Origin of the sequence: Nocardia sp. N2S4-5 (assembly GCF_044628355.1) — a bacterium.
GTDB classification, from domain to species: domain Bacteria; phylum Actinomycetota; class Actinomycetes; order Mycobacteriales; family Mycobacteriaceae; genus Nocardia; species Nocardia wallacei_B.
The window spans coordinates 807443-830782 of sequence record NZ_JBIUPM010000001.1; the positions used below are offsets into that span (position 1 = coordinate 807443).

A 23340-nucleotide genomic window follows, 5' to 3' on the forward strand; every position below is an offset into this window, starting at 1 on the left:
TCATTGGGCACTGTCGCGGAGGTTCGAGAGGACCTGCGCGACGGTTGCTCATGTGTAACAGTCTCTTCCTTCTCGTTCCGTCGATAGGAGTAGCTGGATGACGTCGTTGGCCCCGAAGTCGACGCGCGAAGCGGTACCGGTGTCAACGCGATCCTTCCCGCTGTCCGAGGCGCAGCTGGGAATGTGGCGGGCCCAGCACATCGCCCCGGGGGTGCCGCTGTCGGTCGCCCAGTACGTCGAGATCCCCGGCGACCTCGATGTCGAGGTGCTGGACGAGGCGATCGACCGCTGCGCCGCGGATCTGCAGAGCGTGCATCTGCGCATCGTCGAGGGGGACAGCGAGCCGACGCAATACGTGGCCACCGATATTCGCATCGTGTCGCAGGTCGTGGATCTGCGCGGGGAGGCGGATCCACGCGCGGCGGCCCGGCGGTGGATGGAAGACGATACGGCCACACCGATGTCGGCGACGCGGGGGCCGCTGTTCGAGAGCGCGGCGCTGCGCATCGCCGACGCGCGATACTTCTGGTACGCGAAGATGCATCACATCGCGATCGACGGCTACGGGGCGATGCTGGTCATCAGCCGCATCGTGGAGTGGTACAACGCGCAGCTGGACGGTGTCGAGGCCGGTCCGGTGGCGGCCGCCGACCTGTACGAGGTCTACCGGTCCGAGCGCGAGTACCGCGAATCCGCCGCCTTCGACGACGACCGGCGGTACTGGCGCGAGCAGGTGTCCACGATGCCGGAGGAATTCACCCTCGGTCACCGGTCCGCGCCCGCCAACAGCCACCGCCGCACGGCCGGCGCCCGGCTCGGGGGAGCCGCGGCCGAGCTGCTCGAGACGGTGCGCACGCGCTCGGGCGCCTCCCGCCCGGCGCTGTTCATCGCCGCTCTCGCAGGCTATTTCGCGGCGGTCACCGGCACCGACGAGGTGGTCGTCAGCCTCCCCGTGACCGCGCGAACGACACCCGCACTGCGTTCCTCGGCCGGTTACGTGTCGAACGTCGTGCCCCTGCGGATCTCGGTCGCGCCGGAGCTCACCGTTCCGGAACTGGTGCGCGCCACCGCCGAGCGGATCCGGGAGGCGTTGGCGCATCAGCGTTATCGCCACGAGGACATCCGGCGTGATCGGGGCGGCGCGGGCCATCGCCGCGGCTTCTTCGGCCCGGTGGTGAATATCATGCTGTACCACAACCAGTTTCGCTTCGGCTCGGCCATCGGCACCATGCAATTGGTGTCGACCGGACCGGTGGACGACCTGTCGGTCAACATCTACAACGGCAGCGACGGCGACGGCCTGCACGTCGACTTCGTCGCCAACCCCGACCGCTACGATCCCGCCGAACTCGACGGTCATCACGAGCGATTCCTCGACTACCTGACCGCGTTCCTGAGCGCCGACGCGGAGACGCGGGTGAGCCGGTTACCGCTGATGAGCGCGGCGGAACAGGCTCGCCTGCTCGGCATTCCGGCTCCGGACGGCCCGCGTCGCCCGGGGCCGCAGAGCACGCTGACCGAGCGTTTCGACGCCGTCGCGGCCGCGCACGCGCGGCGGTGCGCGGTCCGGTCCGGCGACACGTCGATGACCTACGCGGAACTGGATGCCGCGGCGAACCGCCTGGCCCGCAAGCTGATCGACCTCGGTGTCGCCCCGGACGCCCTGGTGGCCGTCGCCCTGCCGAGGTCCGCCGAACTCGTCGTCGCGCTACTCGCCGTGCTGAAGGCCGGTGGCGCCTACCTGCCCGTAGACCCGGACTACCCGGCGGACCGCATCGAGTTCGTGCTCGCCGACGCCCGGCCGGTCTGCCTGATCACCGCGTCGGACCTGGGCATCGAGGCGGCGCCCGAGCTGCCCGTGGTGCGGCTGGACCGCCTGGATCTGTCGGGGTTCGACGCCACCGCGATCGCCGACGCCGAGCGGCGCGGGGTGCTCAGGCCCGGCCACCTCGCCTACGTGATCTACACCTCCGGCTCCACCGGCCGCCCGAAGGGCGTCCCGATCCCGCATTGCAATGTCACGACCCTGTTCGCGAATGCCGAGGCGCACTTCGAATTCGGCGCGTCCGACGTGTGGACGATGTTCCATTCGTACGCGTTCGACTTCTCCGTGTGGGAGCTGTGGGGCCCGCTGCTCCACGGCGGCACGCTGGTCGTCGTCGACTACCTCACCTCGCGCTCGCCCGAGCAGTTCTTCGAGCTGCTGCGCCGGGAGAACGTGACGGTTCTCAACCAGACCCCGTCGGCGTTCTATCAACTCGACGCGGTGGATCGGGCCGCCGGGCCGGGGACGACGCTGCCCGCGCTGCGGTACGTGGTGTTCGGCGGCGAGGCGCTGGAGCCACGCCGCCTCGCGGGCTGGTACGACCGGCACGGTGACACCGCGCCGCGACTGATCAACATGTACGGCATCACCGAAACCACGGTGCATGTGACGTTTCGCGCCCTCGACGGCGCGGCGTTCGGCGGCGCCCGGCCGCGGGGCATCGGACAGGCGCTGCCCGGATTGCGAATCCTGCTGCTGGACACCAGGTTGCGCCCGGTGCCGACCGGGGTGCCCGGCGAGATCTACGTCGAGGGCAGCCAGCAGGCCCGCGGCTATCTCGGCCGCGCGGAGCTGACGTCGGCCCGGTTCGTCGCCAACCCGTACGGTCCGCCGGGATCCCGGCTGTACCGGTCCGGTGATCTCGGGCAGTGGAGCGCCGACCACGAGGTCGAATACCTCGGCCGCATCGACGACCAGGTCAAGCTGCGCGGCTTCCGCATCGAACTCGGTGAGATCGAGGCGGCGCTGCTGGCGCACGAGACCGTGCGGCAGGTGGCGGTGATCGTGCGGGACGAGTCCGGGTCCCAGCGCCTGGTCGCCTACCTCGTCGGGCAGCCCGGCGCCGCGCCGGACGTGGCCGCGGTCCGCGCCGCCGCCGAATTGCTGCTGCCGGACTACATGGTCCCCTCGGCGTTCGTGGTGCTCGACGCCATTCCGCTCACGGTCAACGGCAAACTCGACCGGCGCGCGCTGCCGCGTCCCGCCGCCGCGGTCGAGGCCTACCGCGCCCCGCGCACCGCCGTCGAGCGGGCGGTGGCCGAGGTGCTCGCCGAGGTGCTGGAGGTGGAGCGAGTCGGGCTGGACGACAGCTTCTTCGCGCTCGGCGGCAATTCCCTGTCGGCGACGCGGGTGGCGTCGCGGCTGGGCGCGGTGCTGGACACCACGGTGCCGGTGCGGTTGCTGCTCGAGGAGTCGACCGTCGCCGATCTGGCGGCGCGGGTGCGGCACAGCGGCACCGAGACGCGCACCCCGCTGGCGGGGCGGCGGCGCCCGGCCCGCATCCCGCTGTCGCTGCCGCAGCAACGGCTCTGGTTCATCAACCAATTCGACATCGCCGCAAGCACATACAATATTCCGTTAGCGCTGCGCATGACCGGTGAGCTGGATGTGGCCGCGCTGCGCTACGCCCTGGCCGACGTCGTCGAGCGGCACGAGTCGCTGCGCACGGTGTTCCCCGGCGACGGCGACGGCGCCACCCAGACGATCGTGCCCGCGTGGGAGGCGGCGCCGCGGCTGCCGGTGGTGGAGGTGGCCGCGGACGAGATCGAGGACCGGTTGCGGGCCGCGGCCCGGCACGGATTCGATCTGACCCGCGAGACGGCGCTGCGCGTGGAACTGCTGCGCGCCGGGCCGCGCGAGCACGTCCTCGCGGTGGTCCTGCATCACATCGCCGCCGACGGCTGGTCGCTGGTGCCGCTGTTCAGCGACCTCATGACGGCCTACACCGCGCGCCGCGCCGGGCACGGCCCGCAGTGGTCGCCGCTGCCGGTGCAGTACGCGGATTACACGCTGTGGCAACGGGAACTGCTCGGTGACGACTCGGCGGCGGACAGCCGATCGGCCGCACAGCTGGCCTACTGGACCCGGCAACTCGCCGACCTGCCCGAGGAACTCTCGCTGCCCTACGACCGGCACCGCCCGGCCGTGCAGTCGTTTCGCGGCGGGCGAGTCGGCCTCACCCTCGACGCCGACGTGCACCGCGGCCTGGCGGAACTCGGGCGCACCGGCAACTCGACGCTGTTCATGGTGGTGCACACGGCGTTCGCGGTCCTGCTGGCACGGTTGTCGGGCATGACCGATGTCGCCGTGGGGACGCCGGTCGCCGGTCGCGGCGAACGCGAACTGGACGATCTGATCGGAATGTTCGTGAACACCTTGGTGTTCCGGGCGCGGGTCGACCCCGGCGCTTCGTTCACCGAATTGCTGGCCCAGCAGCGCGCGGTCGACCTGGCCGCATTCGCCAACGCCGACATCCCGTTCGAGCGACTGGTCGAGGCGTTGAACCCGGTCCGATCGACCGCCCGGCATCCGCTGGTGCAGGTCGGCTTCTCGTTCCACAACCTCGCGCAGTCCGGCCTCGAACTGCCCGGGTTGAGTGTGAGCGGTACCGAAATCGATACCGAGGTAGCGCAATTCGATCTGCAACTGGTTCTGACCGACACCTACACCGACGACGGTGAGCCGGGCGGGCTGCACGGGCATCTGATCTATGCGACGGATCTGTTCGACGAGCCGACCGTGGCACGATTCGTGGCGTGGTTCCAGCGGTTGCTGCGCGGGATCGTGGCCGCGCCCGACACCGCGGTCGGCGAGGTCGGGATGCTGGATCCGGCCGAACTCCGTGGGCTGCTGCACGATCCGAACGCGACCGCACACGCCGTCGTGGCGGACGGCACGCTCGCCTCGCTGTTCGACGCGCAGGCGGGCGCCACCCCGGAGGCGGTGGCGCTGATCGACGCCGGTACCGGTGCGTCGCTGACCTACGCCGAGTTCGCCACGCGCGTGTATCGCCTGGCGCGCCATCTGATTTCGCTGGGCGTAGGCCCCGAGACGCCGGTGGCGCTGGGGCTGAGGCGGTCGGTGGATCTGGTCGTCGGCATGTACGCGGTGGCTGCGGCCGGTGGCACGTATGTGCCGCTGGATCCGGACCAGCCGCGAGACCGCCTGAACCACATCGTCCGCACCGCGGCGCCGCTGTGCGTGCTGACCGCCGCGGAACTCGACTTGGACGCCGATACTCCGCACCTGCGCATCGACACCCTCGACCTGGCGGATCTGCCCGCGGGCCCGGTGCGCGACGAGGAGCGCGTCCGCCCGCTGCGTCCGCACCACACGGCGTATGTGATCTTCACGTCCGGATCGACCGGGCGGCCGAAGGGCGTCGCCGTGCCGCACCGTGCGATCGTCAACCAATTGACCTGGAAGAAGGCGGCTTTCGCGCTCGGCACCGGCGACGCCGTCCTGCTGAAGACCACGGCGATGTTCGATCTGTCGGTGTGGGAGTTCTGGTCGGCGCTCGTCTCGGGCGCCCGGCTGGTCGTGGCGGCCCCGGACGGCCACCGCGATCCGGCCTATGTGGCCCGGCTCCTGTCCGAGCAGCACATCTCGGTGCTGCACGCGGTGCCCTCGATGCTGGAGGCCCTGCTGACGATCACGGGCGGCGCGCTGCCACCGTCGCTGCGGGCCGTGCTGGCCATCGGCGAGGCGCTGCCGCCGCATACCGCCGAGCGGCTCCGCGACGCCGCCCCGGCGGCCGAGCTGTGGAACCTCTACGGCCCCACCGAGGCCGCGGTGTCGGTCACCGCGCACCGGGTCACCGAGACCGACTCTGCCGCCGTGCCCATCGGTGTGCCGCAATGGAATACGCGGGTGTACGTGCTGGACGGCCGGTTGCGCCCGGTGCCCGTCGGTGTCGCGGGTGAGCTGTACCTGGCGGGCACGCAACTGGCACACGGCTATCTGGGGCGCGCGTCGCTCACGGCCGGGCGGTTCGTCGCCGACCCGTACGCGCCGACGCCGGGGGAGCGGCTCTACCGCACCGGCGATCTGGTCGCCTGGAACACCGCCGGGGAGCTGGAATACCTGGGCCGCACCGACTTCCAGGTCAAGATCCGCGGTTTCCGGATCGAACTGGGTGAGGTCGAGAGCGCGCTGCGGCGGGCGGCGGAGATCGCCGCGGCCCTGGTCACCGTGCACTCGGACCCGGCGACCGGCGACCGGATGGTCGCGTATGTGGTTCCCGCGCAAGGCCATTCCGTGGATACCGCGGCGGTGTCGGCACATCTGTCCGAGCTGCTGCCGTCGTACATGGTCCCGGCCGCGTACGTGATACTCGACGAGTTGCCGCTGACGGCGAACGGAAAGGTGGACCGGCGCGCGCTGCCGGCGCCGGACTTCGGCCCCCGCGAATACCGGCCCCCGCGTAGCGATGTCGAGCGCGCGGTCGCGGCGGTGTTCGCCGACGTTCTCGGCGTCGAGCGCGCGGGCTTGGACGACGACTTCTTCACCCTCGGCGGCAACTCGCTGGCCGCCACCCGCGTGGTCGCCCGGCTGAACGACGCCGTCGCGGCCACCGTCACGGTGCGCGCGGTGTTCGAGGCCCCGACCGTCGCGGGCCTGGCCGCGTGGATCGGCGCACGGCAGCCGGGTTCGCACGCGCGGCCCGTGCTGACGCCGCGTCCGCGACCGGAACGGGTACCGCTGTCGGCCACCCAGCAGCGGCTGTGGTTCCTCAACCGGTTCGACCCCGCCTCCGGGGCATACAACATCGCGGTCGCGCTGCGGATGCGCGGCCCGCTCGATGTCGCCGCGCTGTTCGCGGCGTGCGGCGACCTCGTCGCGCGGCACGAGTCGCTGCGCACGGTGTTCCCCGACAGCACGGACGGGCCCCACCAGGTAATCCTGGATGCGGCGACGGCCGCCCCGACGCCGGCCGTGCTCGAGGTGGCCGCTGCCGACCTCGAGGCGCGCGCGGCCGCGGCGGCGCGCCGCGGCTTCGACATCACCACCGAGGTCCCGCTGCGCGTCGAACTGCTGCGCGGCGAAACCGGCGAACACGTACTGATCCTCGTGCTGCACCACATCGCCGCCGACGGCTGGTCTCTCACGCCGCTGGCCGACGACCTCGCGACGGCCTACCGGGCGCGGTGCGGCGGTGCGGCCCCGCACTGGGAGCCACTGCCGGTGCAGTACGCGGACTTCGGACTGTGGCAGCGCGAACTGCTCGGCGACGACACCGACCCGCGGTCGCTCGCGGCCACCCAGCGCGACTACTGGACGTCGCGGCTGGCGGCGCTCCCCGAATGCCTCCAGCTGCCCACCGACCGCCCCCGCCCCACCACGGCGTCCCAGTGCGCGGATACCGTTGCGGCGACAGTGGATTCGCGACTGCACGCCGGGATCGCGGAGCTCGCCCGGCGCAACGACGCCAGCGTGTTCATGGTCCTGCACGCCACGCTCGCGGCGCTGCTCGCGCGGCTGGCGGCGACCGACGACGTGTGTATCGGCACGCCGATCGCCGGGCGCACCGATCACCGGCTGGACGGGCTGATCGGCATGTTCGCCGGGACGCTCGCACTGCGGACCGAGGTTGCCCCGGCCGCCCCTTCCGCGATCTGCTGGCCGCGGTGCGCGACCGCGATCTGGACGATTTCGCCCATGCCGATCTCCCCTTCGAGCGTCTGGTCGAGGTGCTCAACCCGGTGCGGTCGCCCGCGCATCATCCGCTGTTCCAGGTGATGCTGTCGGTGCACAGCGCGGTGCCGGACGGCGTGGACCTGCCCGGCATCGAGGTGTCGGCCGCGGCGATCGAGACCGGATTCACCGCGTGGGACCTGCAATTCACGCTGATCGAGTCCTACACCGCGGACCGGACCGCCGACGGCATCGGGCTGCGCCTGACCTACGCCACCGACCTGTTCGACCGCGCCACCGCCGAACGGCTGTGCGGCCGCTTCCTCGACATGCTGGCGGCCGTGGTCGCCGACGCGCGAATCCCGGTCGGCGACATCGACATTCTCGATGACCGTGAGCGGGCCGCGCTGGCTCCCGCGCGCGGCGAGCCCGCCGCCGCGCCCGTCACCCTGGCCGAGTACTTCCGTGCGGTCGTGCGGCAGCGGCCGGACGGTGATGCGGTGCGCGCCGGATCGCGGACCCTGACCTACCGCCAGCTCGACGATCGGACCGACCGGCTGGCCCGCGCCCTGATCGCACGCGGCACGGGCCCCGGTGACGTGGTGGCGCTCGCCTTGGACCGTTCGATCGACTCGGTGGTCGCGGCGATCGCCGTCACCAAGACCGGTGCGGCGTTCCTGCCGATCGACCGCCGGTACCCGGCGGATCGCCTGCGGCACATGGTGTCCGACGCCCGGGCCCGCGTCGGCCTCACCGCGGGCGACCCGGCCGCGCTGCCGGACACGACCGCGTGGCTGACGCTGCCGGAACTCGACGACTCCGCCGCCGAGCCGGTTGTCGACCGAGAACCACTGCGCCCCACCAACACCGATGACATCGCCTACGTCATCTACACCTCCGGCACGACCGGCCTGCCCAAGGGCGTCGCCGTCACCCACCGCGGCCTGCACAGCTTCGCGGCCGCCCAGCAGCAGCGCTACCAGGTCGACATGTCGTCGCGGACACTGCATTTCGCGTCGCCGAGCTTCGACGCGTCGGTCCTGGAACTGCTGCTGGCACTCTGCGGCGGGGCGACCATGGTGATCGCCGCGACCGACATCTACGGGGGCGACGAACTGGCCGCCCTGCTCGACCGCGAGCGCATCACGCACGCGTTCCTCACCCCGGCGGCGCTGGCGAGCATCGACGCGGTCCGCCACCCGCTGCCGCGGCTGCGCTGCCTGGTCGTGGGCGGCGAGGCGTGCGGCGCCGAACTGGTCGAGGCGTGGGCGCCGGGCCGCACCATGCTCAACGCCTACGGCCCGACCGAGGCCACGATCGCCGCGATCATCTCCGAGCCGATGCGGCCCGGACAGCCGGTCGTGCTGGGCGACAAGCCGATTCCCGGGGCGAGCCTGGTGGTGCTGGACGAGCGCCTGCACCCGGTTGCCCCCGGTGTCACCGGCGAACTGTATATCGCCGGGGCCGGGCTGGCCCGCGGCTACCTGCATCGGCCCGGTCTGACCGCCCAGCGGTTCGTCGCGAATCCGTTCGCGGGCGGCGGAGAACGGCTGTACCGCACCGGGGATCTCGCGCGGTGGACCGCGTCCGGACAGCTGGCCCTAGTGGGCCGCGCCGACGACCAGGTCAAGATCCGCGGCTTCCGTATCGAGCTGAGCGAGATCAGCGCGGTCGTCTCCGCCTGCCGGGAGGTGCGATTCGCACACAGCGAGGTCCGCCGCGACCACGCGGGCACGCCGCGGATCGTGACGTACCTGGCGGTCACCGACGGCGCGGTGCTCGATCTCGACGCGATCCGCGGCCACGTGGCCGACCGGCTGCCCGCGCACATGATCCCGTCGAAATTCGTCGAGCTGACGACGATTCCGATGACACCGGCGGGCAAGCTGAACCGCACGGCGCTGCCCGAACCCGATTTCACCGCCGTGGCAGTCGCCGGGCGCGAGCCCGAGACACCGAACGAAACGCTGGTCGCCGCGGTCATGGCCGAGGTGGTCGGCCACGCCCCGGTGTTCGCCGACCACAACTTCTTCGAGCTGGGCGGCAACTCGTTGTCCGCGACGCAGCTGGTCGCACGCATCGGCGCGGCCGCACACCGAAAACTGCCCGTGCGTGCGGTATTCGACCACCCCACCCCGGCCGGGCTGGCCGCACTGCTGGACCGCGCCGACGGTTCGGGCCCCGTGCTCGGCCGCCGGGAGCGGCCCGCGCGGATGCCGCTGTCGCCGGTGCAGCAGCGGCTCTGGTTCCTCAACCAGTTCGACACCTCCTCGGGCGCCTACAACATCCCGATCGCGCTGCGGCTGCGCGGTGATCTGGACGTGCCGGCGCTGCGCCGCGCCCTGCACGATGTCGTCGAGCGGCACGAGACGCTGCGCACCGTCTTTCCCGATTCCGCGGACGGCCCGAGTCAGGTGGTGATCTCGGCGGAGGCCGCGCAGATCACGCCGCCGGTGCTGTTCGTCCCCGCCGATCGGGTGGCGGCCCGGGTCCGGGCGCTGGCCCGGCGCGGGTTCGACCTCACCACCGAGATTCCGCTGCGCGGCGAGCTGCTGCGCACCGGCGACCGGGAGTTCGTGCTGGTGCTCGTGGTGCACCACATCGCCGCCGACGGGTGGTCGATGACGCCGCTCGCCGCCGACGTCGCCGCGGCGTACCAGGCCCGGCACACCGGACAGCCGCCGCGGTGGACGCCGCTGAGCGTGCAGTACGCGGACTACACCCTCTGGCACCACGAATTGCTCGGCGACGAACGCGATCCCGGCAGTGTGGCGGCGGCCCAGCTGGAGTATTGGCGCCGCACCCTGGCCCAACTTCCCGAATGCCTCGAACTGCCGACCGACCGGCCCCGACCGGCCGTCGCGACGCACGCCGGCGCCGCGGTCACCGCGCGCATCGACGCCGAAACACATTCGCGCATCACGGAACTGGCGAAAACCCGCGACGCCAGCGTCTTTATGGTGCTGCACGCCGCCCTGGCGGTTCTGCTCGCGCGATTGAGCGGCGGCAGCGATGTGGCGATCGGCACGCCCATCGCCGGGCGCTCCGACGAACAGCTGGAACGATTGATCGGCATGTTCGTCGGCACGCTGGTGCTGCGGACCGAGGTGGCCGAGGACCGCTCGTTCATCGAATTCCTGGACGCGGTGCGCGACACCGACCTGAGTGCCTACGCCCACGCCGACATTCCGTTCGAACGGCTGGTGGAACTGCTGGACCCGGTCCGCTCCACCGCGCATCACCCGCTGTTCCAGGTGATGCTGTCGGTGCACAACTCCGGACCCGCGCCGCTGCGTCTGCCGGGCCTCGAGATCGCCGCCGAACAGGCCGATCCCGGCATCGCCAAATTCGATCTGCAGTTCGAGCTCACCGAGACACACACGCCCGAGCAGCGGCCCGGCGGCATCGAGCTGCGCCTGGACTATGCCACGGACCTGTTCGAGCGCCACACCGCCGAGCGCCTCGTGCGGCGCTATCTGCTGGTGCTCGAGGCGCTGGTCACCGCGCCCGCGGCAGGCATCGCCGCCGCGGGCCTGCTGCTCGACGAGGAACGCGCGGCCACGGTCCCCGCCCGCGGGCTCGGGCCGGTGTCGGTGGCGACACTGCCCGAGCTGTTCGCGGCGGCGGCGTCGGACACCGACCGTGTCGCGGTGCGGTCCGACACCACCGAGATGAGTTACCGCGAACTCGATACCCGCTCGAATCGATTGGGGCGCAGCCTGATCGAGCGCGGTGTCGGCCCCGGCGATATCGTCGCGCTCGGGATGACCCGCTCGGTGGAGTCGGTGGTCGCGACGCTCGGCGTGAGCAAGTCGGGGGCGGCCTACCTGCCCGTGGATCCCGACTATCCACCGGAGCGGATCCGGCACATGGTGTCCGACTCCGGGGCGCGGATCGGTGTCACCACCGACGCCGCCGCCGCGCGGTTGCCGGGCGGCGTCGAGTGGCTGACACTCGCGGAGCTGCTCACCGGCAGCGGCGCGCCGATCACCGACCGCGACCGGCCGCGGCCGCTGTCGGCCGACGATCTGGCGTACGTGATCTACACCTCCGGTTCCACGGGTCTGCCCAAGGGCGTCGCCGTGACCCATCGCGGACTGGCCAACTTCGCCGCCGCGCAGCGCGACCGTTACGGCGTCGAACCAGTTTCGCGCACACTGCATTTCGCGTCGCCGAGTTTCGACGCGTCGGTGCTCGAACTGCTTCTGGCATGGTGCGCGGGCGCGACCATGGTGGTCGCGGCGACCGACATCTACGGCGGTGACGAGCTGGCCGACCTGCTCGATCGCGAGCGGATCACCCACGCGTTCGTCACTCCCGCCGCGCTGGCGAGCATCGACGCCGCCCGATGGGCACTGCCGCAGCTGCGGGTCCTGGTCGTCGGCGGCGAGGCGTTCGGCCCGGAGCTGGTCGCGGCGTGGGCGGGCGAGCGTGCGATGTTCAACGCCTACGGCCCGTCGGAAGCGACTGTGGCACCGGCGCTTTCGCGGGAGCTGCGTGCGGGCGGCCCGATCGTGCTGGGCGGGCCGATCCGCGGTGTCGAGGCGGTGGTCCTGGACGCCCGGTTGCGGCCGGTGCCGGTGGGTGTCGTGGGGGAGCTGTACGTCGGTGGTGACGGATTGGCCCGCGGTTACCTGGGACGCGCGGGCCTGACCGCCGCGCGATTCGTCGCGAACCCGTACGGCGGCACCGGCGCGCGGATGTATCGCACCGGCGACCTGGTGCGGTGGATCGGTGACGGCGAGCTGACCTTCGTCGGCCGCGCGGACGATCAGGTGAAGATTCGCGGGTTCCGGATCGAACTCGGCGAGATCACCGCGGTGCTCGCCGCGCATCCCGGAATCCGCTTCGCGCACACCGAGGTGCACACCGGCGCGGGCTCGGCACGACTCGTCGGTTATGTGGTGGCCGACGAGGGCGTCGACGTGGCGGCCGTGCGCGCCCACGCCGCGGCCGCGCTGCCCGCGCACATGGTGCCCGCGGCGGTGCTGCTGCTGCCGTCGATCCCGCTGACTCCGTCCGGCAAGCTCGATCGGAAGGCCCTGCCGGAACCCGACTTCGCCGCCCTCGACGGGCCGGGCCGGGAACCCGCCACACCCGCCGAATCGCTCGTGGCCGCCGCGATGGCCGCTGCGGCGGGCGTGCCCGCGATCGGCGCCGAGCAGAACTTCTTCGACATCGGCGGCAATTCCCTGTCCGCGACCCGCGTGGTCGCGGCGATCGCGGCCCGGACCGGTTGCCGATTGCCGGTGCGGGCGGTGTTCGAAGCGCCGACGCCCGCCGAACTGGCGGCGTTGCTGGACGCGCGGGCGCCCGAGGCCGCGCATCCGGAGCTGGTCGCCGGCCCACGGCCGGACCGGATTCCGCTGTCCTCGGCGCAGCGGCGCCTGTGGTTCCTGAACCGGCTGGACTCCTCCTCCGGTGCCTACAACATCCCGATCGTGTTGCGGCTGCGCGGAACTCTCGACCTCGAGGCGTTGCGGCGGGCGGTCGTCGATGTGATCGCGCGGCACGAGATCCTGCGCACCGTCTTCCCGGATTCGCCCGCCGGTCCCACCCAGCTGATCGCCGACGCGGCGACCGACATCGACTGGACGACGCTCGAGCCCGGCGCCGACCCGGCCGCCGCCTGGACGGCGTTCGCCGCCGCGGGTTTCGACCTGACCGCCGAACCGCCACTGCGCGTGGCACTCTCGCGTCTGGCCGCCGACCACCACGTGCTGATCCTGGTGCTGCACCACATCGCCGCGGACGGCTGGTCGCTGGGCCCGCTGGCCGCCGACATCGCGACGGCCTACGACGCCCGCCGCGCGCGGCGCGACCCGCGGTGGCAGCCGCTGCCGGTGCAGTACGCCGACTACAGCCTGTGGCAGCACGCCGTACTCGGCGCGGAGAGCGACCCGGACAGCCTCGCCGCACGCCAGCTCGACTACTGGCGCACCAGGCTCGCCGGTCTGCCCGAATGCCTGGAGCTGCCGGTCGACCGCCCGCGTCCGACGGTGGCTTCCCACCGGGGTGACGTCGTGAATTCCCTTGTGCCGGTGGAGGTGCACGAGGCCCTGCTCGGGCTGGCCCGGGCGCACGACGCGAGTCTGTTCATGGTGGTGCACGCGGCGCTGGCGGTGCTGCTGGCGCGCTCGGCGGCCACCACCGACATCGCCATCGGCACGGCCGTCGCGGGGCGCACCGACGAGCGCCTCGATCAACTGATCGGCATGTTCGTGGGCACGCTGGTGCTGCGGACGGAGGTGGACGGCCATCGCACGTTCACCGACCTGCTCGACGCGGTGCGGACCCAGGACCTCGATGCCTACGCGCACGCCGATGTTCCGTTCGAGAGGCTGGTGGAACTGCTCAACCCGGTCCGCTCCACCGCGCATCACCCGCTGTTCCAGGTGCTGCTGTCGGTGCACGACGCGGCCCCGGCGGCGCTGCGGCTGACCGACCTCGAGGTGGCCGCCGAGGAACTGCACTCCGCGGTCGCGAAGTGGGACCTGCAGGTCACGCTCACCGAACGCTACGACGCCGACCGGCAACCCGGCGGGCTCGAACTGTCGCTGACCTATGCCACCGACCTGTTCGACCGGACCACCGCCGAGCGGTTCGAGCGCCGGTTCCACCGTCTCCTGGCGGCCGTGGCGCACAACGCTTTCCGTGCCGTCGGCGATCTGGAACTGCTCGACGCCGACGAGCGGCGGACGCTGGTCCCGGCGCGCGGCGCGGCGGCGACCGAACCGTCGGTCCTGGCCGAGATCTTCGCCGCCGCGGCGGCCCGCGATCCGGAACGAACGGCGATCCGGTACGGCGCGCAGACCATGACCTACCGTGACCTCGACGAGCGCTCGAACCGCCTCGCCCGTGCGCTGCTGGCGCGCCGGATCGGACCGGGCGACGTGGTGGCGATCGGGCTGCCGCGCTCGGCCGACTCGATCGCCGCCGCCCTCGCCGTCACCAAGACCGGCGCCGCCTACCTGCCGATCGACGTGCGGCATCCCGCCGAACGCATCCGCCACATGCTCACCGATTCGGGGGTCCGCACCGGAATCACCGCGGCCGCGCACGAACCCGCACTGCCCGCCGAGGTGTCCTGGCTGACCCTGTCGGAGCCGCTCGACGACGACACCGCCGCACTCACCGACGCCGATCGGATCCGCCCGGCGCGGGTGGACGACCTGGCCTACGTGATCTACACCTCCGGATCGACGGGGCTGCCGAAGGGCGTCGCGGTCACCCATCGCGGCTTGGCCAATTTCGCTGCGGAACAACGTGATCGGTTCCGGATCGACGCGGGGGCGCGCACGCTGCACTTCGCCTCACCCAGTTTCGACGCCTCGGTGCTGGAGATGCTGCTGGCCTGGCCCGCCGGCGCCACGATGGTGATCGCGCCGGCCGACGTGTACGGCGGCGACGAACTGGCCGCGCTGCTGGACCGCGAGCAGGTCACCCACGCCTTCATCACGCCCGCCGCGCTGGCGACCATCGATGTCGAGCGGTGGCCGCTCCCGGCGCTGGGGAACCTGGCGGTCGGTGGCGAGCACGTCAGCCCGGAACTGGTGCGGCGCTGGGCCGTTCGGCGCAATCTGTTCGACGGCTACGGCCCGACCGAGACGACCATCATGACCTTCATCTCCGATCCGCTGTCCGCGGACGGGCCGGTCGTCATGGGCCGTCCCATCCGCGGCACGACGGCCGTGGTGCTGGACGGACGGCTGCGCCCGGTGCCGACCGGCGTGGCGGGCGAGCTGTACGTCTCCGGCTGCGGCCTCGCCCAGGGCTACCTCGGGCGGCCCGGGCTGACCGCCGCCCGATTCGTGGCGAACCCGTTCGGCGCGCCCGGCGAGCGGGTGTACCGCACCGGCGACGTGGTGCGGTGGACCGGTGACGGCGAACTCGTCTTCGTCGGCCGCTCCGACGATCAGGTGAAGCTTCGCGGCTTCCGCATCGAACTCGGCGAGATCACCTCCGTGGCGTCGCAATGCCCGGGTGTCCGGTTCGCGCACACCGAGGTACGGCGCGCGGCGAGCGCACCGCTGCTGGTCACCTATGTGACGGTGGCCGAGGCCGCCGAGTCGCCGGAGGAAGCGGTCCGGCGGTACCTGTCCGACCGGTTGCCCTCGCACATGGTGCCCGCGGCGATCGTCGTCCTCCCGGCGATCCCGCTGACACCCAACGGCAAACTGGACCGCGCGGCGCTGCCCGAACCGGAGTTCGACGCCGATCCCGCCGCCGGTCGCGCACCGGTCACCGCGAGCGAGATCCTGGTGGCGGCGGCGATGTCGGCGGTGGTCGGAGCCGAACAGGTGCGGGCGCACCACAACTTCTTCGATCTCGGCGGCAACTCGCTGTCGGCGACGCAACTGGTGGCCCGGATCGCCGCCGAGTCCGGACAGCAGCTGCCGGTCCGGTCGGTGTTCGAGCACCCGACCCCGGCCGCGCTCGCCACCTTCCTCGACGACGTTGCGGCACACGGCGGTTCGGCGCGACCCGCGCTGACCGTGCGGCCGCGGCCCGAACACATCCCGCTGTCCCCGGCGCAGCAGCGCCTGTGGTTCCTCAACCGCCTCGAACCCGAGTCGGGCGCCTACAACCTTCCGGTCGCGCTGCGACTGCGCGGCGCACTCGACGCGGACATCCTGGAACAGGCGATCCGCGATGTCGCCGACCGGCACGAGGTGCTGCGCACCGTGTTCCCCGACCGCGGACCCGCGGGCCCCGCCCAGGTCGTCACCTCCGGCGCGGACATTCAGCTCGACATCGTCGACGGCCGCGACGGCCACTGGCGGTCCGCCGCGCAGGAGTTCGGCGCGGCCGGATTCGACCTGACCACGCGAATTCCCCTGCGGGCGGCGCTGTTCCGGGTCGACGCGGAGGAACACGTGCTGGTGCTGGTGCTGCATCACATCGCCGCGGACGGTGGTTCGCTGGCGCCGCTGGCCGCCGATATCACCACGGCGTACGCGGCGCGCCGGGCCGGCGCCGCGCCGGACCGCCCGCCGCTGCCGGTGCAATACGCCGACTACAGCATGTGGCAGCGCGAACTGCTCGGCGCCGAGGACGACCCCGCCAGCCTGGCCGCCCGGCAGGCCGCGTACTGGCTGCGGACGCTGGCCGACCTGCCGGAATGCCTCGAGCTGCCCGCCGACCGGCGGCGTCCGGCGCGGCCGTCCTACCGCGGCGGCCGGGTGACGGCCACCATCGACGCGGATGTGCATCGCGGCCTGTCGGAATTGGCGCGCCGGCACGAGGCCAGCGTGTTCATGGTGCTGCACGCCGCGCTCGCGGTGCTGCTGTCGCGGCTGAGCGGGCGCGGCGACATCGCCGTCGGCACCGCGGTCGCCGGGCGCACCGACCCGCAGCTGGCGGAGCTGGTCGGCATGTTCGTCGGCACCCTGGTGCTGCGTACCGAGGTGCGGGCCACCCGGCCCTTCGACGAACTGCTGGATCGCGTGCGCGAGTCCGACATCGATGCGTTCGCCCATGCCGACCTGCCGTTCGAACGCGTTGTGGACCTGGTGAATCCGACCCGCAGCACCGCGTACCATCCCTTGGTTCAGGTCGGGCTGGCGTTGAACAACCACGCCCCGTGGCAGCTGCGGCTGCCCGGCGTGGAGATCCTGCCCGAGGACGTCGGCGCCGACATCGCCCAGTGGGACCTGCATTTCGGCCTGACCGAAGCGGCCCCGGAAGGGGACGACGGTCCCGGCGCGATCGATGTCTGCGTGCGCTACGCCGCCGATCTGTTCGACGCCGAGACCGCCGAGCGGTTCACCGCGCAGTTCGTCCACATCCTCGCCGAGGTGGCCGCCGACTCCGCGATCACGGTGGGCGACATCGACCTGCTGGACGACAACGAGCGCGACACGCTGGTCCCGGCGCGTGGCGGTCCCGCCGCCGAAACCCGCACGCTGCCCGGCCTTTTCGCGGCCGCCGCGGCCGACCCCGACCGCGTCGCGCTGCGCGAGGGCATGGCCGAGCTGAGCTACCGCGGCCTCGACCAGCGAACCAACCGGCTCGCGCGGATCCTGGCCGGGCACGGTTACGGCCCGGGGGATGTGATCGCGCTGGCCATGGCGCGATCGCTGGAATCGGTGGTCGCGTCCCTGGCGATCGCGAAGACCGGTGCGGCGTTCCTGCCCGTCGACGTCCGCTATCCGGCCGAGCGGATCCGGCACATGCTCGCCGACGCCGAGGCCCGCATCGGCCTGACGACGAGCGAGCGGATCGCCGAACTGCCCGACGAGGTGCGGTGGCTGTCGTTCACCGACCTGGACGATCCCGCGGTCTCGCCGCGGGCGCTCACCGGCGCCGAATTCCGGCGGCCGCCCCGCGCCGCCGACGTCGCCTACGTCATCTACACCTCCGGATCGACCGGGCGGCCGAAGGGCGTCGCCGTCACCCATCGCGGGCTGTTCAACTGCGCCGAGGTGGTGCGCACCCGCTTCGGCATCGACAGTCGTTCGCGCACACTGCATCTGGCCTCGCCCAGTTTCGACGTCGCGATCCTGGAACTGCTCATCGCCTGGTCCGCCGGGGCCACCATGGTGATCGTCGCCTCCGACACCTACGGCGGTGACGAATTGGCCGAGGTGCTGGAGCACGAGCGGGTCACCCACGCCGTGGTCACCCCGGCCGCGCTCGCGACCATCGATACGCGCTGCTGGCCGCTGCCGGAGCTGCGCACGCTGATCATCGGCGGCGAGGCGTTCGACCAGGACCTGGTCGAACGGTGGGCCGTGGGCCGGGACGTGATCAACGGCTACGGCCCGAGCGAGGCGACCATCGCGACCACGTTCTCCCGTCCGCTGCAACCGGACCGTCCCATCGCGCTGGGCCGCCCGATGCGCGGGGTGACGGCCGTGGTGCTGGACGGCGTGCTCCGGCCCGTGCCCACCGGCGTGATCGGCGACCTCTACGTCGGCGGGACCGGACTGGCACGGGGCTACCACCGCCGGCCCGCCCTGACCGCGAGCCGCTTCGTCGCCGATCCGTACGGCGACCCCGGCGACCGCATGTATCGCACCGGTGACCTGGTGCGCTGGACCAGGGAAGGTGAACTCACCTTCGTCGGCCGCTCCGACGACCAGGTGAAGGTCCGCGGCTTCCGCATCGAGCTGGGCGAGGTCAACGCGGTCGTATCCGGTTGCCCCGGTGTCCGTTTCGCGCACACCGAGCTGCACCGCGACGACGCGGGCGAGGCCAGGATCGTGACCTACGTGGTCGCCACCGGGGACACGGCCGAGTCGCTGACCGAACAGCTGGCCGAGCGCCTGCCCGCTCACATGGTGCCGACCCTGGTGCCGCTCGCCGAGATCCCGCTCTCACCGACCGGCAAGCTGGATCGAAAGGCGTTGCCGCAGCCCGATTTCGCGGCCTCCGCCCGGCCCGGCCGGGCGCCGGAGTCACCGAACGAGCTCCTCGTGGCGGCCGCGATGGCCGATATCGTGGGCCGCTCGGAGGTGGCCGCCGAGCACAGCTTCTTCGACCTGGGCGGCAATTCGCTGTCGGCGACGCAACTTTCGGCGCGGATCGCCACGCTGTCCGGCCACCAGCTGGGCGTGCGGGCGATCTTCGAGCACCCGACCCCGGTGGCTCTGGCCGCGCTGCTCGACGCCTCCGGTCCCGGCTCGGCGCTGCCCGCACTCGACCGCCGCGACCGGCCCGCCCGCATCCCGCTTTCCCTGGCCCAGCAGCGGCTGTGGCTGCTCAACCGGTTCGACACCACCTCCGGGACCTACAACATCCCGACGGTGCTGCGGCTGCGCGGCGACCTGGATGTGGTGGCGCTGGAACAGGCCCTCGGGGATGTCGTGACCCGCCACGAGGCGCTGCGCACCGTGTTCCCGGATTCCGGCGAGGGACCCAGCCAGGTCGTCCTCGCGCCGGAGGAGACCGGTTTCGTGTTGCGTCGGCTCGCCGCCGACGACACCTTGGCGGCGGACCGCGTGCGCGAACTCGCCGCGGAAGGATTCGACGTGCGGGTGGACCCGCCGCTGCGCGCCACCCTGCTGCGGCTGGCCGCCGACGAACACCTGCTGGTCGTCGTCATCCACCACATCGCGGCCGACGGCGGCTCGATCGCCCCGCTGGCCGCCGACCTGGCGACCGCCTACCGGGCCCGCCGGACGGGCGCGGCGCCGGACTGGGCGCCGCTGTCCGTGCAGTATCCGGACTGCAGCCTCTGGCAGCGCGAAATACTCGGGGCCGAGGACGATCCGGACGGCCGCCTGGCCGTGCAACTGCGGTACTGGCAGGACACGCTGCGCGGTCTCCCGGAATGCCTGCAACTGCCGACCGATCGGCCGCGCCCGGCCACCCCGAGCCACGCGGGCGCATCCGTCCGGACGACGATCGGCGCGCCCACCCACGCCGCGCTGCACGCACTGGCGCGCCGTCACGACGCGACCGTATTCATGGTGCTGCACACCGCGCTGGCGGTGCTGCTGTATCGCCTGTCGGGCAGCGCCGATATCGCGGTGGGCACGCCGATCTCGGGCCGCACCGAGGAGCGGCTCGAGCAGCTGATCGGCATGTTCGTCGGCACCCTGGTGCTGCGGACGCCGCTGACCGCCGAGCGGTCGTTCGAGGAGACGCTCGCCGCTGTGCGCGCGGGCGACCTCGATGCCTTCGCCCACGCCGACATCCCGTTCGAGCGGCTGGTCGAGGTGCTGAACCCGGCGCGGTCGACGGCGCACAACCCGCTGTTCCAGGTGATGCTGTCCGTGCACAGCTCGGCCCCGGCACAGCCCCACCTGCCCGGGGTCGAAATCACCGCGGAGACACCGGAATTCGATGTCGCCAAGTTCGATCTCCAGTTCACCCTCGCCGAGGCGTTCGGCACTGATGGGCGGCCGGACGGCATCGAACTCACCGTGACCTACGCGACGGATCTGTTCGATCCGGCCACCGCGGACAGCATCGCGGCGCGGCTGGCCCGGCTGCTCGACGCCGCGGTCGGCGACCCGGCCCGGCCGATCGGCGACCTCGAGGTGCTGTCCGAGCGCGAGGCGAGCGCCCTCGCGCCGGTCCGCCGGCCGTCCGGCACCGCACCGGCGACGCTGACGGATCTGTTCGCCGCGGCCGTGGCGATCAACCCGATCGGCGCGGCGATCCGATACCGGTCCGAGCAGCTGAGCTACGCGCGGCTGGACCGGATCACCAATCAGCTTGCCCGAGTGCTGATCTCGCGGGGCGCCGGACCGGAACAGTTCGTCGCGGTCGGTATCGCGCGATCGATCCGATCCGTGCTGGCGGTGCTGGCCGTGGCCAAGACCGGCGCGGCCTTCCTGCCCGTCGACCCCGCCTACCCGGCGCAGCGCAAGGAACACATGCTCGCCGACGCGGGGGCGACGATCGGGCTGTGCGTCAGCGAGTCCCGCGGCGATCTGCCCGGCGGCGTCGACTGGCTCGTGCTGGACGACCCGGAGTTCGTCGACACCCTGCTGGACGCCTCGGACGCACCCGTCCTCGACACCGATCGGCGCGCGCCGGTGCGGCTCGACCAACCGGCGTATCTGATCTACACCTCGGGTTCCACCGGAATTCCCAAGGGCGTCACGGTGACCCACGCCGGACTGGCGAATTTCGCCGCCGAACTGATCGAGCGGTGCGCGGTCGCCGTCGGCTCCCGGGTGCTGCACTTCGCCTCGCCCAGTTTCGACGCGGCGGTGCTGGAGTTGCTGTTCGGCCTCGGCGGCGCGGCCACGATGATCGTCGTCCCCGACGACATCTACGGTGGTGAGCCGCTGCGTGAGCTGATGGCCGAGGAAGTGGTGACCCACGCGTTCATCACCCCGGCGGCGCTGGGCACCGTGGACCCGGTCGAGCTGGACCATGTCGAGGTGGTGCTGGTCGGCGGTGACCGGTGCGGTCCGGAACTGGTGCGGCGCTGGGCGGGTGACGCCGGGAAGCGCATGTTCAACGCCTACGGCCCGTCCGAGGCGACCGTCGCCGCGACGATGAGCGCGCCGCTGCGGCCCGGGGTCGCGGTCACCGTCGGCGGGCCGGTCCGCGGCTTCGGGCTGCTCGTGCTCGACGCCCGGCTGCATCCGGTGCCGGTCGGGGCGCCCGGCGAGCTGTATCTGTCCGGCATCGGCCTGGCCCGCGGATACCACGCGCGGCACGGCCTGACGGCGGAACGGTTCGTGGCGAATCCGTTCGGCGAGCCCGGCGAGCGGATGTACCGCACCGGTGACCTGGTGCGCTGGGCGCCGCACGCCGACGGTCTCGAGATCGAGTACCTCGGCCGCACCGACGATCAGGTGAAGATCCGTGGCTTCCGGATCGAGTTCGGCGAGATCGACGCCGCTCTCACCGGCCACCCGCAGGTGCGGCACGCCGTCACCATTGGACACGAGACAGGCAGCGGCGCAACGATACTGGCGTCCTACGTGGCGATGGAGCCGGGCGCCGCGGGTAACGCCGCGGAGTTGAGCCGGTATCTGGCGGCGCGGGTTCCGGCGTACATGGTGCCCCAGGCCGTCACGATCGTGGACGCGCTGCCGATCACACCGGCCGGGAAGATCGATCGGTCCGCGCTGCCCGCGCCGGTGCTCACCGCGAGCGCGAGCTACCGGGCCCCGGCCACGCGCACCGAATCGGCGCTGTGCACCGCGTTCGAGACGGCGCTCGGCGTCGACACCGTCGGCGCGGAGGACAACTTCTTCGAACTGGGCGGCAACTCCCTGCTGGCGACACAGGTGGTCGCGCTCGTGCGGGAGCGGCACGGGCTCGACGTGCCGATGCAGACGATATTCCTCGACCCCACCCCCGCCGGGATCGCCGCCCGCCTGGACACGGACGCGGACCCCACCGAATCGGTGGTCGACGCGGCCTTCGCCACGGTGCTGCCGCTGCGCGCGGAGGGCAGCGTGCCGCCGCTGTTCTGCGTCCACTCGGTCACCGGGGTGGCGTGGACCTACGCGGGCCTGCTCGCACACCTCGATCCCGAACAGCCGGTGTACGGACTGCAACTGCCGCACCTCACCGGCGACGGCGAGGGCCTGGACACCGTCGAAGCCCTCGCGGCCCGATATGTGGCGGAGATCAGACGAATTCAGCCGGACGGCCCATATCAGCTACTCGGCTGGTCGCTGGGCGGGCTGGTCGCCTACGAGATCGCCGGTCTGCTCCGGCGCGCCGGTGCACAGGTCGCGCTGCTGGCCATGATGGACAGCCGCATCCTCGCCGGAGCGCCCGAGCCCGCCGAACCGACCGCCGGAGAGTTGCTCGGCGCGCTGCTCGGCGACGCCGAACTGGGCGCGCGCGAGATCTCCGCGGAGGAGGCGGCCGAGCTGCTGCGTCGCCACCCGGGGCCGTTCGAATCGCTGACCGCCACCCAGGTGCAGCGCCTCTACGACGGCTATCTGGTCGGTACCCGGATGGGGCATCGGTTCCTGCCGGGCCACTACGACGGCGAGCTGGTGTACTTCACGGCCCTCGCCGATTGCGGGCCCGCGGAAGGCGACGGCGGCGCCGAACCGGTCGGCGGCGCCGCGGGCTGGCGGCCGTTCGTCGACGCGGAGATCCACGAGTATCTCGTCGACTGCACCCACGTCGAGATGTCCAACCCGGAGGCGCTGGCCGAGATCGCGCCGACCCTGCGGGCACATCTGGTGAAAACCGGCGACCACGTCTTGTCATGACGTCCTGGGAGGAGCTGCACGAACTGACCGGAGCCTATACCTTGGACGCCCTCGCCGGCCTGGAGCTCGACGCCTTCGAATGGCACCTGCTCCGCTGCGGTGGATGCGCCTCGGAGGTCGCCGACATGCACACCGCCGTAGCGCTTTTCGCCACCTCGGCGGCCTGCGCGCCGCCGCCACGGCTGTGGGATTGCATCGCGTCGAGCATCGCCGCAGACGGCGACCAGCGGAACGAATGAG

3 protein-coding genes are annotated in these 23340 nt (G+C 72.0%); all 3 read left to right on the forward strand.

Annotated features, from left to right (window positions below; genetic code table 11):
- Positions 1-97 precede the first annotated feature (97 nt).
- The 3 genes from ACFMRZ_RS03695 to ACFMRZ_RS03705 are packed head-to-tail and all read left to right on the forward strand — an operon-like array spanning position 98 to position 23339.
- A complete protein-coding gene (locus ACFMRZ_RS03695; RefSeq protein ID WP_400177915.1) occupies positions 98-7564 on the forward strand; it encodes an amino acid adenylation domain-containing protein in 7467 nt (2488 codons plus the stop codon).
- A complete protein-coding gene (locus tag ACFMRZ_RS03700; protein ID WP_400177916.1) occupies positions 7453-23100 on the forward strand; it encodes a non-ribosomal peptide synthase/polyketide synthase in 15648 nt (5215 codons plus the stop codon). Before ACFMRZ_RS03695 ends, ACFMRZ_RS03700 begins: the two co-directional genes overlap by 112 nt.
- The gene (locus ACFMRZ_RS03705) at positions 23097-23339 is read left to right on the forward strand and encodes a hypothetical protein (protein WP_280272973.1); all 243 of its coding nucleotides are present in this window, start codon (positions 23097-23099) and stop codon (positions 23337-23339) included. The genes ACFMRZ_RS03700 and ACFMRZ_RS03705 overlap by 4 nt, the downstream gene beginning before the upstream one ends.
- The last annotated feature ends 1 nt before the right edge of the window (position 23340 follow it).

Coding starts and splice junctions, on each gene's coding strand:
- ACFMRZ_RS03695 (WP_400177915.1), top strand. CDS start 98: ATGACGTCGTTGGCCCCGAAGTCGACGCGCGAAGCGGTACCGGTGTCA.
- ACFMRZ_RS03705 (WP_280272973.1), top strand. CDS start 23,097: ATGACGTCCTGGGAGGAGCTGCACGAACTGACCGGAGCCTATACCTTG.